14 protein-coding genes are annotated in these 16007 nt (G+C 59.7%); 9 read left to right on the top strand and 5 right to left on the bottom strand.

Annotated elements, in window-relative coordinates; all coding sequences use genetic code 11:
* The first annotated feature begins 98 nt into the window (after positions 1-98).
* Genes HU759_RS10575 through HU759_RS10555 form a run of 5 tightly spaced genes read left to right on the top strand, consistent with a single transcriptional unit; the run spans position 99 to position 4204 of the window.
* Entirely contained in the window at positions 99-905 is an 807-nt protein-coding gene (locus HU759_RS10575) for an alkaline phosphatase family protein (RefSeq protein ID WP_017136368.1), read from the top strand.
* Entirely contained in the window at positions 902-1747 is an 846-nt protein-coding gene (locus HU759_RS10570) for an ABC transporter permease subunit (protein ID WP_017136369.1), read from the top strand. Before HU759_RS10575 ends, HU759_RS10570 begins: the two co-directional genes overlap by 4 nt.
* Complete coding sequence (locus HU759_RS10565) at positions 1734-2534, top strand: ABC transporter permease (RefSeq protein ID WP_169985813.1); 801 nt, start codon at positions 1734-1736, stop codon at positions 2532-2534. The genes HU759_RS10570 and HU759_RS10565 overlap by 14 nt, the downstream gene beginning before the upstream one ends.
* Complete coding sequence (locus HU759_RS10560; protein WP_010565203.1) at positions 2531-3520, top strand: ABC transporter ATP-binding protein; 990 nt, start codon at positions 2531-2533, stop codon at positions 3518-3520. Before HU759_RS10565 ends, HU759_RS10560 begins: the two co-directional genes overlap by 4 nt.
* Positions 3521-3550: 30 nt before the next feature.
* Complete coding sequence (locus HU759_RS10555) at positions 3551-4204, top strand: HAD family hydrolase (RefSeq protein WP_099547875.1); 654 nt, start codon at positions 3551-3553, stop codon at positions 4202-4204.
* A gap of 136 nt (positions 4205-4340) precedes the next feature.
* On the opposite strand, the gene HU759_RS10550 is transcribed toward HU759_RS10555, so the two are convergent.
* Complete coding sequence (locus tag HU759_RS10550; protein WP_186618348.1) at positions 4341-5303, bottom strand: zinc-binding dehydrogenase; 963 nt, start codon at positions 5301-5303, stop codon at positions 4341-4343.
* 105 nt (positions 5304-5408) lie between these two features.
* Between HU759_RS10550 and HU759_RS10545 the strand changes: the two genes are divergently transcribed.
* Together HU759_RS10545 and HU759_RS10540 are read left to right on the top strand one after the other, a co-directional pair.
* On the top strand, positions 5409-7523 hold the full coding sequence (locus tag HU759_RS10545) for a carboxy terminal-processing peptidase (protein WP_017136373.1): 2115 nt from the start codon (positions 5409-5411) through the stop codon (positions 7521-7523).
* Between the two features lie 118 nt (positions 7524-7641).
* Positions 7642-9405, top strand: coding sequence for a bifunctional diguanylate cyclase/phosphodiesterase (locus tag HU759_RS10540; protein WP_026013634.1), 1764 nt, complete (start codon positions 7642-7644; stop codon positions 9403-9405).
* Here the strand turns inward: HU759_RS10540 and HU759_RS10535 are convergent.
* From HU759_RS10535 to HU759_RS10520, 4 genes are all read right to left on the bottom strand, one after another.
* The gene (locus HU759_RS10535; RefSeq protein WP_005786715.1) at positions 9402-9773 is read right to left on the bottom strand and encodes a hypothetical protein; all 372 of its coding nucleotides are present in this window, start codon (positions 9771-9773) and stop codon (positions 9402-9404) included. The genes HU759_RS10540 and HU759_RS10535 overlap by 4 nt on opposite strands.
* Positions 9770-10108 carry a helix-turn-helix transcriptional regulator gene (locus tag HU759_RS10530; RefSeq protein WP_026013635.1) on the bottom strand — a complete coding sequence of 113 codons (339 nt, stop codon included), beginning with the start codon at positions 10106-10108 and terminating at the stop codon, positions 9770-9772. The genes HU759_RS10535 and HU759_RS10530 overlap by 4 nt, the downstream gene beginning before the upstream one ends.
* A 96-nt stretch (positions 10109-10204) precedes the next feature.
* Complete coding sequence (locus HU759_RS10525) at positions 10205-10660, bottom strand: YkvA family protein (RefSeq protein ID WP_017136376.1); 456 nt, start codon at positions 10658-10660, stop codon at positions 10205-10207.
* Positions 10661-11055: 395 nt separating this feature from the next.
* Positions 11056-11796, bottom strand: a complete 741-nt coding sequence (locus tag HU759_RS10520) for an FKBP-type peptidyl-prolyl cis-trans isomerase (protein ID WP_017136377.1) — start codon at positions 11794-11796, stop codon at positions 11056-11058.
* A 258-nt stretch (positions 11797-12054) separates the two neighbouring features.
* Here HU759_RS10520 and HU759_RS10515 point away from each other — a divergent pair, with 258 nt between their 5' ends.
* Together HU759_RS10515 and HU759_RS10510 are read left to right on the top strand one after the other, a co-directional pair.
* The gene (locus HU759_RS10515) at positions 12055-13866 is read left to right on the top strand and encodes a di-heme-cytochrome C peroxidase (protein WP_186618350.1); all 1812 of its coding nucleotides are present in this window, start codon (positions 12055-12057) and stop codon (positions 13864-13866) included.
* On the top strand, positions 13863-15026 hold the full coding sequence (locus HU759_RS10510) for a catalase family protein (RefSeq protein ID WP_186618352.1): 1164 nt from the start codon (positions 13863-13865) through the stop codon (positions 15024-15026). The genes HU759_RS10515 and HU759_RS10510 overlap by 4 nt, the downstream gene beginning before the upstream one ends.
* Positions 15027-16007 lie beyond the last annotated feature (981 nt).

Here is a 16007-nt window from a genome sequence, read left to right as displayed (position 1 = left end):
CAGGCAAGCCAGCTCCCACACAATCCCGCTCCCACAGTTTTGACCCCGTTCCCCAAGTGAAATTGAGTCAAGCCTATCGTCGCGGAGCGTCTCCCCCTATGAAGCACAACGTCATCCTTGTGGTGCTCGACGGCCTGAACTACGAGGTTGCCCGACATGCCATGGGGCATCTCCAGGCCTATATCGGCGCAGGACGCGCAGCGCTTTACAAACTGGAATGTGAACTGCCGGCCCTGTCCCGGCCGTTGTATGAATGCATCCTCACCGGCGTGCCCCCGATCGACAGCGGCATTGTCCACAACCATGTCTCGCGCCTGTCCAACCAGCGCAGCATTTTCCATTACGCCACCGATGCGGGTCTCACCACCGCGGCGGCGGCTTACCACTGGGTCAGCGAGTTGTATAACCGCACGCCCTTTGATGCCGTGCGTGATCGTCATACCGACGACCAGGCCCTGGCGATCCAGCACGGGCATTTCTACTGGAATGACCACTACCCCGACTCACACCTGTTCGCCGATGCCGAAAGCCTGCGCCGCAAACACGCGCCGAATTTCCTGGTGGTACACCCGATGAACATTGATGACGCCGGCCACAAGCATGGCCTGGATACCGCGCAATACCGCAACAGCGCGCGCTCGGCCGACATCATCCTCGCCGACTACCTGCAAACCTGGCTCGACGCCGGCTACCAGGTGCTGGTGACTGCCGATCACGGCATGAATAACGACCGCTCCCATAACGGTGTGCTGCCGGAAGAACGCGAAGTGCCGTTGTTCGTAATGGGCTCGGCCTTCACCTTCGACCCAGGCGCCATCCCGAAGCAAACCGACCTGTGCGGCACCGTCTGCGAACTGCTCGGTGTGCCCCACGACAAACCTGTATGCCGGGAGCTGCTCAAGTGAACGCCATAACCCGTGGCAAATGGCTGGCGATCCTGTGCCTGGTGCCGTTTGCGCTGTTCTTTATCGTGTTTGAAATCGCCCCGCTGCTGTGGGTAATGATCAACAGCCTGCAGTCGGAGGAGTTCGGCTGGGGCCTGGCCAACTTCACCAAGATCTTCAGTTCGAAGTTCTACCTGCAAGCCATCCAGTACAGCCTGGAGATCAGCTTCTACTCCAGCGTGTTCGGGATCATCATCTCGGTGCTCGGCAGCTACTCATTGCGCCGTGTGGATGGGCCACTGCGTAACTTCGTGACGGCTTTCGCCAACATGACCAGCAACTTTGCCGGCGTGCCCCTGGCCTTCGCGTTCATCATTTTGCTGGGCTTTAACGGCAGCATCACCATCATGCTCAAGCAGGCGGGGATCATTCAGGACTTCAACCTGTACTCCAAGACTGGCCTGATCATTCTGTACACCTACTTCCAGATTCCGCTGGGTGTGCTGCTGCTCTACCCGGCCTTCGACGCCTTGCGCGAAGACTGGCGCGAATCGGCCTCGCTGCTCGGCGCCAGCAGCTGGCAGTTCTGGCGGCACATCGGCCTGCCGGTGCTCACTCCGGCCCTGCTGGGCACTTTCGTGATCCTGCTGGCCAACGCCCTCGGCGCCTATGCCACGGTGTATGCATTGACCACCGGCAACTTCAACGTGCTGCCCATTCGTATCGCGGCAATGGTTTCCGGCGACATCTCGCTGGACCCGAACATGGCCAGCGCCCTGGCCGTGGTGCTGGTGGCGCTGATGACGGTGGTCACCGTCGTCCATCAACTGCTGCTCAAGAGGAGCTATCATGTCTCGCGCTGAAGCTGGCTCGGCCTCCCTCTACCATCGGGCAGTGGTGTACCTGTTGTTTGCGATCCTGGTATTGCCGCTGGTGGGCACCTTTGTCTACTCCATTGCCAGCAGTTGGTCGGCCACCATCCTGCCCGCCGGTTTTACCCTGAAGTGGTACGTGCAGCTGTGGAGTGACCCGCGCTTTCTGGCCGCCTTCGGTCAGTCATTGCTGGTGTGCGTGGGTGCGCTGATCCTCTCGGTGGTGCTGATTCTGCCGCTGCTGTTCGTGGTGCATTACCACTTTCCCAAGCTCGACGCGCTGATGAACATCCTGATCCTGCTGCCCTTCGCGGTGCCGCCGGTGGTGTCATCGGTGGGCTTGTTGCAACTCTACGGCTCCGGGCCATTTGCGATGGTGGGCACGCCGTGGATCCTGATCGGCTGCTACTTCACCGTGGCCTTGCCGTTCATGTACCGCGCGATCACCAACAACCTGCAAGCGATCAACCTTCGCGACCTGATGGACGCCTCGCAGCTGCTGGGCGCCAGCACCTGGCAGGCCGCAATTTTTGTCGTGCTGCCGAACCTGCGCAAAGGCCTGATGGTGGCGCTGTTGCTGTCGTTCTCGTTCCTGTTCGGTGAGTTCGTGTTCGCCAACATCCTCGTGGGCACTCGCTACGAGACCCTGCAGGTGTACCTGAACAACATGCGCAACACGAGCGGCCACTTCACCAGTGCCATCGTCATTTCCTATTTCTTCTTTGTGCTGGTGCTGACCTGGGCCGCCAATATCTTGAACAAGGACAAAAGCCAATGAGCTTCGTCAGCGTCCAACACCTGCAAAAAGGCTACGCCGGCACGCCGGTATTCAGTGACATCAACTGCGAAATCGCCAAGGGTGAATTCGTCACCCTGCTCGGCCCGTCCGGTTGCGGCAAGTCGACCCTGCTGCGCTGCATCGCCGGGCTGACCTCGGTGGACAGCGGCAAGATCCTGCTGGATGGCCAGGACATCGTGCCCTTGAGCCCGCAGAAACGGCACATCGGCATGGTGTTCCAGAGCTACGCCCTGTTCCCCAACATGACCGTGGAACAGAACGTCGCCTTCGGCCTGCGCATGCAAAAGGTCAACGCCGACGACAGCCACAAGCGCGTGCAGGAAGTGCTGCAACTGGTGGAGCTCAAAGAACTCGCCGGCCGCTACCCGCACCAGATGTCCGGCGGCCAGTGCCAGCGTGTGGCCCTCGCCCGCTCGCTGGTGACGCGTCCGCGCCTGCTGTTGCTGGATGAGCCGCTGTCGGCGCTGGATGCACGGATTCGCAAGCACCTGCGCGAGCAGATCCGCCAGATCCAGCGCGAACTGGGCCTGACCACGATTTTCGTGACCCATGACCAGGAAGAAGCGCTGACCATGTCAGACCGCATTTTCCTCATGAACCAGGGCAAAATCGTACAAAGCGGTGATGCCGAGACCCTTTACACTGCGCCCGTGGATGTATTTGCCGCCGGCTTTATCGGCAACTACAACCTGCTTGACGCCGACAAGGCCAGCCAGTTGCTGCAACGGCCTATCAGCGGGCGCATCGCGATTCGCCCGGAAGCCATCGAACTGAGTCGCAGCGGCGAACTCGACGCGCTGGTACGCAGCCACAGTTTGTTGGGCAACGTGATCCGCTATCGCATCGAAGCGCGTGGCGTGGAATTGGTGGTGGACGTGCTCAACCGCTCGGCCGACGATCTGCACCCGGATGGTCAGCGCCTGGCACTTTCCATCGACCCCAGTGCGTTGTGTGAAGTAGCCTGACGCAACGATTGATTTGAGAGAGCGTGACAGATGGCATTGGTAATTTTTGATCTGGACGACACCCTGATCCACGGCGACTGCGCCACCTTGTGGAGCGAACAGATGGGCCGCCTGGGCTGGGTTGACCCAGAGTCGTTCATGCGCCAGAACGACGAACTCATGGCCGCCTACAGCCGCGGCGAGCTGGCCATGGAAGACTTCATGGACTTCAGCCTGGAGCCGATGATCGGGCGCACGCCGGAAGAGATCGCGCATCTGGTCGAACCGTGGGTAGAAGACATCATCGAGCCGCTGATCTACAGCGACGCCACCAAGACCATCGCCCGCCACCGCGCGAAGGGTGACCGGATCCTGGTGATCTCTGCCTCGGGCACGCACCTGGTCACGCCCATTGCGGCACGTATCGGAATTGATGAAGTGCTGGGCATTGACCTGGACCTCAGCCATGGTGTGTACAGCGGCAAGACCGTGGGGGTACTGACTTACCGTGAAGGCAAGATCACGCGGTTGCTGGAATGGTTGAAGCAGGAAGGTGAAAGCCTGGAGGGCGCGTATTTCTACTCGGATTCGCGCAATGATTTGCCGCTGTTGCTGAAGGTGGATCATCCGCAGGTGGTGAACCCGGATCCGGTTTTGCGTGAGCATGCTGAAAAGGCTGGCTGGCCGATTCATCATTGGGTCTGACAGTTTGAATTGAAACCCAATCAACGGTGGGAGCTGGCTTGCCTGCGATAGCGGTGTATCAGATGAAACATTCTTCATTGATGCACCGCTATCGCAGGCAAGCCAGCTCCCACAGTGGCTGTATTTCAACTTGAGATCAGACCAGGGTCTCGTCAATCACCAACACCAACTTGCCGGAAATCTGGTTAGTCGCCAGCTCCGCAAATGCTGCCTCGGCATCCTTGATCGCAAACGTCCTGGCCAGTTGCGGGCTCAGGCGACCTTCAACAAACAGCGGCCACACATGCTGGCTCAAGTCGCTGAACAGGTCGGCCTTGAACTGATCGCTGCGGCTGCGCAGGGTCGAGCCCAGCAGCTGGATGCGCTTGCCCAGCACCTGCGCCAGGTCCAGTTGCGCATCACGGCCGCCCATCAAGCCGATCAATACCCAACGCCCATCGAGGGCCAGCAGCTTCAGATCCATCGCCGCATAATTGCCGCCGACCGGGTCGAGGATCACGTCGAACGGCCCGAAATCGCGCAGCCCTTCAATGCCGTCGGTACGCACCACGCCGCCCTGGGCGCCGAGTGCTTCGCAGTAAGCCAGGCGTTCTGCCGAGCCGACGCTGACCCAGCACGGGCTGCCAAACGCCTTGCACAACTGGATCGCTGCCGAGCCCACGCCGCTGGCGCCGGCATGCAGCAAGACTTTTTCGCCGGGCTTGAGGCCCGCCAACTGGAACAGATTCAGCCACGCAGTGCCGTACACCTCGGGCAACGCCGCCGCTTCGGTCAACGTCAAACCTTCAGGCACCGACAGCACATGGCGGGCATCCACCACCACTTCCTCGGCCATGCCGCCCCCGGCCAGCAGCGCACAGACGCGGTCGCCGACTTGCCAGGAAGAACCCGCGCCTACCTCGCTGATCACCCCGGAACACTCCAGGCCCAGCACTTGGCTGGCGCCAGGAGGTGGCGGATAGAGCCCCGCACGTTGTAATAAATCGGCGCGATTAAGGCCCGCTGCCGCCACCCGAATGCGAACTTGGCCTACATCGCAAGTAGGACTGGGTTCTTCCATCCACTCCACATGACCTTCAACGCCTTGCAATGCTTTCACAGTGCCTCCATAGTGAGTCTGGACTGAGCCCGTAGCTGTAGCGCCGGGCTTTTTGCATTATGCGACCGGATCATATGGAACCGGCTCCCTCAAAGACGGCCTAATATGCGTTATCAATTGCCCCCGCGTCGAATCAGCATGAAGCATTTGTTCCCCAGTACCGCCCTCGCTTTTTTCATTGGTCTCGGCTTTGCGTCGATGTCGACCAATACGTTCGCAGCCAATAGCTGGGACAATCTTCAGCCTGATCGCGATGAGGTGATTGCCAGCCTTAACGTCGTCGAGTTGCTCAAGCGCCATCACTACAGCAAGCCGCCGCTGGACGACGCGCGCTCGGTGATCATCTACGACAGCTACCTCAAGCTGCTGGACCCGTCGCGCAGCTACTTCATGGCCAGCGATATCGCTGAGTTCGACAAGTGGAAGACCCAGTTCGACGACTTCCTCAAGAGCGGCGACCTGCAGCCTGCGTTCACCATCTACAAGCGCTACCTGGATCGCGTCAAAGCGCGTCTGGACTTCGCCTTGGGTGAGCTGAACAAAGGCGTCGACAAGCTCGACTTCACCCAGAAGGAAACCCTTCTGGTGGATCGCAAGGACGCGCCCTGGCTGACCAGTACCGCCGCCCTCGACGACCTGTGGCGCAAACGCGTCAAGGACGAAGTGCTGCGCCTGAAGATCGCCGGCAAAGAGCCCAAGGCCATTCAAGAGCTGTTGACCAAGCGCTACAAGAATCAGTTGGCACGTCTGGATCAGACCCGCGCCGAAGATATCTTCCAGGCCTACATCAACACCTTCGCGATGTCCTACGACCCGCACACCAATTATCTGTCGCCTGATAACGCCGAGAACTTTGATATCAACATGAGTCTGTCGCTGGAAGGCATCGGTGCCGTCCTGCAAAGCGACAATGACCAGGTCAAGATCGTGCGTCTGGTGCCGGCAGGTCCGGCCGACAAGACCAAGCAGGTCGCACCGGCCGACAAGATCATCGGCGTCGCCCAGGGTGACAAAGAGATGGTCGACGTGGTCGGCTGGCGCCTGGACGAAGTGGTCAAGCTGATCCGTGGGCCGAAAGGCAGCGTGGTGCGCCTGGAAGTGATTCCGCACACCAATGCGCCGAACGACCAGACCAGCAAGATCGTGTCCATCACTCGTGAAGCGGTGAAACTCGAAGACCAGGCCGTTCAGAAACAAGTCCTCAACCTCAAGCAGGATGGCAAGGACTACAAACTGGGCGTGGTGGTGATTCCTGCGTTCTACCTGGACTTCAAAGCGTTCCGTGCCGGTGACCCGGACTATAAGTCCACCACCCGTGACGTTAAGAAAATCCTGACAGAACTGCAGAAAGAGAAAGTCGACGGCGTGGTCATTGACCTGCGCAACAACGGCGGCGGTTCCCTGCAGGAAGCCACCGAGCTGACCAGCCTGTTTATCGACAAAGGCCCAACCGTGTTGGTCCGCAACGCGGACGGCCGTGTCGACGTGCTCGAAGACGAGAACCCGGGCGCGTTCTACAAAGGCCCGATGGCGCTGCTGGTCAACCGCCTCTCGGCCTCGGCTTCGGAGATTTTCGCCGGCGCCATGCAGGACTACCACCGCGCGTTGATCGTTGGCGGCCAGACCTTCGGTAAAGGCACCGTGCAGACCATTCAGCCGCTGAACCATGGCGAACTGAAGCTGACCATTGCCAAGTTCTACCGGGTTTCCGGGCAGAGCACCCAGCACCAGGGCGTATTGCCGGATGTGGACTTCCCGTCGATCATCGATACCAAGGAAATCGGCGAAAGCGCGCTGCCTGAGGCAATGCCATGGGACACCATCCGCCCTGCGATCAAGCCGGCTTCGGACCCGTTCAAGCCGTACCTGACGCAGTTGAAGGCTGACCACGAGACCCGCTCCGCCAAGGATGCCGAGTTCGTGTTTATCCGCGACAAACTGGCCCTGGCCAAGAAGCTGATGGAAGAAAAAACCGTCAGCCTCAACGAAGTCGATCGTCGTGCGCAGCACACCAGCATCGAAAATCAGCAGCTTGTACTGGAAAACGCTCGCCGCAAGGCCAAAGGCGAAGATCCGCTCAAAGAGCTGAAGAAAGAAGATGAAGATGCGCTGCCGGCCGAGCCGGAAAAAACCAAGCCGGAAGACGACGCCTATCTGTCCGAGACAGGCCGGGTTCTGCTGGACTACCTGAAAATCAGCAAGCAGGTGGCCAAGCAGTAAATGATGGCAATTTAATGTGAGCGCTCCACGGAGTGTCATCATATAGACATCATTCTGTCGTGAAATGAAGGGACCGCAGGCGTTAGCCTGCGGTCCTTTTTTTTCGATCGAGATCGCCATGACCATGACCGAACAGCTGAATGCATTGGGCTCAATCCTGGCTCAAGGCAGTTTACACAGCCTGTTCCAACCGATCATTTGCCTGTCCGAGCGACGAATCCTCGGCTACGAAGCGCTCAGCCGTGGCCCGTCCAATAGCCCCTTGCACTCCCCCGTCGCCCTGTTCAGCGTGGCCAGCCATGCCGGGCGCCTCAGCGAACTGGAAATGGCCTGCCGCGAAAGTGCCTGCCGACGCTTCAGCGAGCAAAAGTTGCCGGGCAAGCTGTTCCTGAACATCTCGCCGGAGTCCTTGATGGAGACGGCGCATCAACCGGGCCGCACCTTGCAGTTGTTGCGCGACTTCGGCATCCCGCCGAGCCAGGTGGTGATCGAACTCACCGAGCAAACGCCCACCGACGACTTCGACCTGCTGCAAACCGCGCTGCATCATTACCGCGACATGGGTTTTGCCATCGCTCTGGATGACTTGGGCGCCGGGTATTCCAGCCTGCGTTTATGGTCTGAGCTACGCCCGGACTACGTGAAAATCGACCGGCACTTTATCGACGGTATCCATCAGGATGCGCTCAAGCGCGAGTTCGTCGGCTCCATCCTGCAAATCGCCAAGGCATCCCGCGCCCAGGTGATTGCCGAAGGTATCGAGCTGCCGGAGGAGTTGGCGGTGTTGACGGAAATGGGCGTTGACCTGGTCCAGGGCTACCTGCTTTGCCGCCCCCAGGAACAACCGCCCCAGGAAGCGCGGCTGATGTTGCCCAAGCAGGACCACACCAACATCACCCTCAACGAAGAAGGCAGCGACCTCAGCGCCTTGCTCAACGAGCAACCGGCGGTGGATCAGGACACCGCCACCGCCCAGGTGCTCGAATCCTTCCGCCGTCAGGCCAACCTCAACTCGCTGGCCGTGCTGGATGGGCGCGGTCACCCGGTCGGCATCGTGCACCGGCATTCGTTGTCGGATGCGCTGCTCAAACCGTTCGCCACCGACCTGTTCGCGCGCAAACCCATCAGCCGCTTGATGAGCGATGACTTCCTGGCGGTGGAGTTGAGCCAGTCCCTGCAACAGGTCAGCCGCCTGCTCACCAGCCGCGCGCGGCAACGGATCGAGGAAGACTTCATCATCACCCTCAACGGTGACTACCTGGGCCTGGGTAGGGTGATCGATGTGCTCAAGTTGATCACTGAGCTGAAGATCCAGCAGGCACGCTATGCCAACCCACTGACGCTGCTGCCGGGCAATGTGCCGATCCAGCAATGCCTGACGCGGTTGCTGCAGCAACAGCGCGAGTCGGTGATCTGCTACGTGGATATCGACAGCTTCAAGCCGTTCAACGATATCTACGGCTACGGGCGTGGGGATGAGGTGTTGTTGTGCCTGGCGCAGTGCCTGAACGATCGGGTTGACCCTAGCCGCGATTTTGTCGGGCATATCGGCGGTGATGATTTTTTGCTGGTGCTCGGCCCGCAGGATTGGCGCAAGCGGCTCAACCAGTTACTGGATGACTTCCACACCCAATGCCGACGCTTCTATCGTGCCGAGCACTTGGACGCCGGTTGCTTCGTGGCCTTGAACCGTCAGGGCGTGCGTCAGGAATTCGCTTTGCTGTCGTTGTCGATCGGCGTGGTGCATTTATATCCACAGGCCTGTGCACAACTGGATGCCAGCCAGTTAGCGGAGCTGGCCTCGCAAGCCAAGCACCACGCCAAAGACATCGCCGGCTACAGCATCCATGTGATCGACAGCATGGACAACCTGCCCGCTTAGGCCTCGGCGGACTCCGGATACTCGTACTCGAACACCCGCACCACTTCCGAAGCATGCCAGGACGCAGCAGCCACACCATCGGACGGCCCGCTGAAACGCCCCAGGCGCTCCACACACTCAAAGAAACCGGTACGCGGCAAGCGGCTGGCGCCCTGGCTGATCACCAGGGAGCTGCGCAACGGCTGCTCGGCCTTGGCGTCCAACGCGGCCAGGTGCTCAAGGGCAGCGGCCAGGGTTTGCATTGCCGGCGTGGGAAATTGCAGGCGCTCCAGCAGCGCGCGGTAGGTGAGCAAATGGCGCTGGCGGCGCGCCTGGTCCAGTTCGTTGAGTAACCCATCCCAGTGTTGACGACTGATTCGTAGACTCAAGATTCATCCCTCCAACCTGCAACGCCCAATTCCCAGGCCAGGCTGCGGCGGATGGCGGCATCCGGCTGGCGTTCACCACTTTCAATCAATCCGAGGTACGAAGGGCTGATGCCCACGGTGCGGGCCAGGCTTTCAATAGCCAATCCCTTGGCCTCACGCAGGCCGCGCAGGTCCGCGAGCGGGCGTAAAGCCTGATCGGGCGCGACCTGAGCGGTAGAAGAAGGAGTGGCGACAGGCTGTTGCTGACCGGCTGCTTTTAGTAGCGCCTGGTACTGGTCCCATGGCAGCACCGCATACTCGGGTGCGCCATCGCGTGAAATTATCTGAATATCCATGACTGCCCCGTAGGATAACAACACTTACTAAGTAAGTTCTTTCCTTAGAAGTGTAATCCTAACAGCCACAAAGGTCGCAGGGGGATATAAGCGTGTTCAGTTTTTTTGCGGGTTTTCCTGGGCCAACAGCGCAGGCGTCGCAGGCAGCCGCTCAACCACCGCGAGTTTTTCCGGGCGCTGGGCGTCGCGCCAGGCGCGAAACGCGCTCAGTTCGCCGTCCAGGGTCTTCATGACCCATGCCAGCACGGCAATGTCATCGAGCATGCCGAACACCGGGATAAAGTCCGGGATCGCGTCAATCGGGCTGAGGAAGTACATCAGCCCCGCCACTACCGAGATCAGCGCCTTGGGGCTTATGGCGCGATACTCACCGCGCCAGTAAGCCAGGCACAAGGCCTGGAGCAATTTGAGATCATCCTTGAGTTTACCCAGCCGATTGCCCTGGCTTGAGCCTTTGGCGGCCACGGCGAACAGCAGGGTCGGCAACCGGCCACGACCAAGCAAGCGTGCGGCCATGGGCAGGAAACGGGTGAAATTGAAGGGTGGTTTCATCGGTCACTCCAGTTCCAGGCGACATAAAAGGTTATCCACACAAATTGTGGATAACCTTGTGAACAGAGCCTGTTTTATCGGCTGAAAGCCGCGATTTACAAGGCTTGCAGTCAGATCGGGCGTTTTTTGCGCACATAAAAAAAACCCAAGAATTCATTGACTTGGCATTGATGTGCGGCTACCCGTGCTCGAGTCTTATATCAGACTGTGACAGTTTCCAGGGGTTCGGTCGGATTTGCGATCCTTACCACGCTCTGGGTGGGAATGCCGCCCCAAGGCACATGTGACGCAGAGCGTCACCGGATGTGTTCCCACGCAGAGCGTGGGAACAATCATGCAAACGTCAGAAACAACAACGCCCCGTAAAAACGGGGCGTTGTGTGTTCAGGTGCCGATTACTTCTTGGCAGCTGGCGCCGCAGGTGCGTCAGGGGCTTCAGCCTTGGCTGGGTCCTTGATGGCCAGCAATTCCAGGTCGAATACCAGCACGGAGTTGGCTGGAATCGCCGGGCTCGGGCTCTGTGCGCCGTAGGCCAGGTCGGACGGGATGTACAACTCGACCTTCTCGCCCACGTGCATCAGTTGCAGGCCTTCGACCCAACCCGGGATCACGCCGCTGACCGGCAGGTCAATCGGGCTGCCGCGATCTACGGAGCTGTCAAAGGTGGTGCCGTTGGTGAGCTTGCCGGTGTAGTGAACAGTCACTACGTCGGTCGGCTTAGGCTGAGCGCCGTCGGCCTTCTTCACGATCTTGTATTGCAGACCGGAAGCGGTAGTGACTACGCCGTCTTTCTTGGCGTTGTCTTCGAGGAATTTCTTGCCGGCGGCTGCCGACTCTTCGCTCATTTTGGTCATGCGTTCTTCAGCACGCTTTTGCAGTGCGGCAAACGCTTCAACCAGTTCGTCGTCCTTCAGCTTCTGTTCTTTCTTGCCGACGGCATCTTCGATGCCTTGGGCTACCGCTTTGGAGTCCAGGTCATCCATGCCTTCTTGAGCAAGGCTTTTGCCCATGTTCAGGCCGATGCCGTAGGAAGCTTTCTGCGCCGGGGTTTTCAGCTCTACGCTGGTCTGCGAATCACAACCCGCAAGTACCAGGCTAACCAGGGCCACCGCCGCCGCCAACCGATGCTGTTTCATGCTATTTCCTTGTTCGTGCGCCAAAAGGGCATTCGAGTAAAGTCGCGAGCTTATCAGGCGGCCACGACCAATGGCTACCGGCATGTGAGCAGGAAACTTCTGATAAGTTCACGTGTTTAAAAGCATTTTCATTCATTATGGAGGCCCGCGAAGGATCGCGGGACCATTCGCAACCAGGCTGCTGGCCACTTGCCGCACCTGTGACGCAATGGCATAAGAACGCTACAACTCGACAAGGCCGAGACAAGGATAGCCATCTTGCGCATTTTTTCCCGTGTTTTACTTCTGATATTGCTCGCCCTGGGTTTGCTGCTGGGCGTGGTCCTCTATTACACCCTCAACCCCAAGCTGCCGGACTACGTGCCCGTGGAGCAGGTGCACTATCAGGAACAATGGAGCGAAGCCGATCGCCAGACCTACTACTTCACGCCCCAGGGCACCCAGGTAAAAGGCCTGCATTACGACTGGTTCACCGCCCTCGAACTGCCCTTTTCGGACCGGCGTTTTGCCACACCCGACTACCTCGCACGCTTCGGCTTTCTGGTCGATCCCAAGCAGGTGCCCAGCGCACAAAACCCCGGCAACCTGCCGGTGGGTTTCGCCCGGCACCAGAACGCCGGCAGCCAGGTGCAGTACCTGGACATCACCTGCGCCGCCTGCCACACCGGCGAGCTGCACTTCAAAAACCAGGCGCTGCGCATCGACGGCGGTTCGGCCCAGCATGTGCTGCCGTCCAGCGTACCGACCTTGCGTGGTGGCAGTTTCGGCCAGGCCTTGGTTGCCAGTCTTGCCGCCACCTATTACCTGCCCTGGAAGTTCGATCGCTTCGCCCACAACGTGCTCGGCCACGATTATGACGATCACAACAAGCAACAGCTGCGTCAGGACTTCAAGCAGTCGCTGAACCAGTTCCTTAAAGTCGCCTGGAACGACACGCACCGTGGCCTCTACCCCACCGAAGAAGGACCGGGCCGCACTGACGCCTTTGGCCGCATCGCCAATGCCAGCTTCGGCGACGCTATCTCGCCGGCTAACTACCGGGTCGCCAATGCGCCGGTGGACTACCCGCACCTGTGGGATATCTGGACCTTCGACTGGGTGCAATGGAACGGTTCGGCCCAGCAGCCCATGGCACGTAACATCGGCGAGGCCTTGGGCGTGGGTGCGACCCTGGCCTTTTTCGACGCGGCCGGCCAACCCCTCCAGGGCGATGCCCGTTACCCTTCCAGCGTGCGCGTGCGCGACCTCAACCGGATCGAAGAAACCCTGCAACGCCTCAAGCCGCCGACCTGGCCGCAAGACCTGTTCGGCGCCATCGACAAGCCCCTCGCCGCCCAAGGCCGCGCGCTGTTCGCCGAGAACTGCGCCGGTTGCCATGTGCCTGCAGTCACGCAGGAAAACGGCCGCCCGGTGCAGCAACTGAAGATGTTGCCCGTGGACTACATCGGTACCGACCCAGGCACGGCCAATAACATCGCCGACCAGCGCTATGACCTCAGCGCCCTGCAGTGGGATCCGGCCGAACTGGCCAGGCTCAATGTCGAGCTGCACCCCACGCCCACCGCACCGCTGGACCTGCACAACCTGTCGGTGGCCCAAGGCCTGGCCTACGTCACTGCCTTCGTCGAAGCACACGCCTACCACGCCGCCGGTGTAACCCCGGCCGAACGCCCAGGCCTGGATGGTTTTGGCCTGCCCATCGGTGTGCGTGAATTGCGCGCCTACAAGGCCCGACCGCTGGCCGGCGTATGGGCCACACCACCATTCCTGCACAACGGCTCGGTGCCGACGATCTATCAATTGCTCTCGCCCCAGGACGAGCGCAGCACCACCTTCTACAAAGGCACGTTCAATTACGACCCGCGTCACCTGGGCTTTGAAACGGGTGCGTTCAAAAACGCCTTTTTGTTCGATACCAAAATAACCGGCAACCACAACAGCGGTCACGAATTCCGTGATGGCAAACGTGGCAATGGCGTGATCGGCCGTGGCTTGCTGCCGCAGGAACGCTGGGCGCTGCTGGAATACCTCAAAGTGCTGGGCGGCCCGCTGGAGCAACCACTGCCATGATTATCCGATCTCAATACAACCAACGTTCGCTGCTCGCACGCCTCTGGCTACGCCTGGGCGCCTTTCTCGGTAAAACCCTGCTGTGGCTGTTGGGTTTGGGGCTGCTGGGCTGGCTGTTCGCCACGGCCTGGTTCGCCTGGCAACACAGCGGCCCGGTGTCGCCGGATGAACAGATCCCTCCCGGCGAAACAGCCATGACCCAAGGCATCATCCAGACGGCAGTGCGCATCGTCGATCAGCATCGCGAAGGCACGCGCTACCTGCGTGACGCGCATGCCAAGGCCCACGGCTGCGTGAAGGCCGAAGTCAGCGTGCTGACGGACCTCGACCCGGCGCTGCGCCAAGGCGTATTCGCTGAACCTGGCAAGACCTGGCAGGCGCAGATGCGCCTGTCCAACGGCAACGCCTACCCGCAGTTCGACAGCATCCGCGATGCGCGGGGCATGGCGATCAAGCTGCTGGATGTGCCAGGCAAACAATTGATGGCCGACCAACAGACGCGCACCGAACAGGACTTTGTGATGTTCAGCCACCCGAACTTTTTTGTCAGTGATGTGGCCGAATACGCGCAGAACATCGGTGCCCAGGCTGACGGCAAAAAGGTGTTGGCGTTCTTCCCTAAAGCCGACCCGAGCAGTTGGCAAGTGCGCCACCTGTTTATCGCCCTGGCCACCCTGGCGCCCGCTCCGGCGAGCCCGACGCAGACGACGTACTTTTCGGTTTCCCCCTACAAATTTGGCGCGGCAAATGCCAAGTTTCGTGTAACACCCGACCCGCAGAGTTGCCCGGAATATGTGTTGCCCAAGCAGAATCAGGACCTGCCGAACTTTCTGCGCAGCGCACTGAACCAGCAACTGTCCACCGACCGTGTACCGGCGTGTTTTGTGTTGCAGATTCAGCGGCAAAATCCGCAGAAATTCATGCCGATCGAAGACACCAGCATCGAATGGAAGGAAAGTGATGCGCCCTATGAGACAGTGGCCAAGGTGCGGATTCCTGCGCAGGACTTTGATACGCCCGCGTTGAATCTTGCCTGTGATAACCAGTCGTTCAACCCGTGGTTCGGGCTGGAGGCGCATCGGCCGATTGGTGGGATCAACCGGTTGCGCAAGGCGGTGTATGAGGCGGTGAGCGACTATCGGCATAGTCGGAATTTGTGAGCAGAGAGGCCGCAATTAAAAGCAACACTCGGTCAACAGGTGGGAGCTGGCTTGTGATGCAGCATAGGCTTCTACACAAATATTGGCGTTTGTGGTGTTGGGCTGTTTTATCTTGGGGGCATATCCGTTATTTAGGTCACGGCGGCTTATGGTTCCGCTCTTACAGCGGGTCACTTTTGGCAAACGCCCGGAATGCCGGCCCAGCCAAAAGTAACCAAAAGGTCTGTGCCCCACCACTCGGCACCTCGCTAATGCTCGGTGTGCCAGAACGAAGGCTTGAATCCGTGGGCCGCCGCGATGGGCCATCGTGGTTAACGGGGCGCCTCAGATCAAAAGCAAGATCAAAAGCAGAGCACGGCGGCCTAGTAGCCGACCTGAGTGGTTAGATCAAAAGCGAAAAGCGGATTTGCATACACCTGGGAACTGCTTTTCTGTGGGAGCTGGCTTGCCTGCGATGCAGACACCTCGGTACATCAGGTACACCCGGTTGATGCCATCGCAGGCAAGCCAGCTCCCACAGTTGACCGAGTATGGCTCTGCTGTTGCTGTTGCTGTTGCTGTTGCTGTTGCTGTTGCTCCGGCTCTTACATTCTTTTCGATGACGAAGTCAGCGGTCTTTTGATCTGCGCTTTTGATCGTGATCTTGATCTGAAATCGCCCCGTCAAACACGATGGCCGGAATCTGACAGGGATTTGGGGGGTAAACCGGCAGGGATGCCGGTTTAGCCGCGCTGGGCCAAGGATGGCCCATCGCGGCGGCCCCCCAAATCACTGGCGGATTGCGGGCATGCCGAGCCACAGCGAGGCACCGAGTGTTGGGGCGAGGACTTTTTGCTTACTTTTTGGTCCCTCAAAAAGTGAGCCGCTGTAAGAGCGGAACCATAGGCGGCCGTTACCGCAGCAACGGATATGTACACCACCAACAAGCCGCCATCGCAGGCAAGCCAGCTCCCACAGAAAAGCCAATCACCGTAAAGAATC

This window comes from Pseudomonas sp. OE 28.3 (assembly GCF_014268205.2).
In the GTDB taxonomy this organism is placed as follows: domain Bacteria; phylum Pseudomonadota; class Gammaproteobacteria; order Pseudomonadales; family Pseudomonadaceae; genus Aquipseudomonas; species Aquipseudomonas edaphica.
This window is presented reverse-complemented; position numbering and strand designations above follow the sequence as displayed.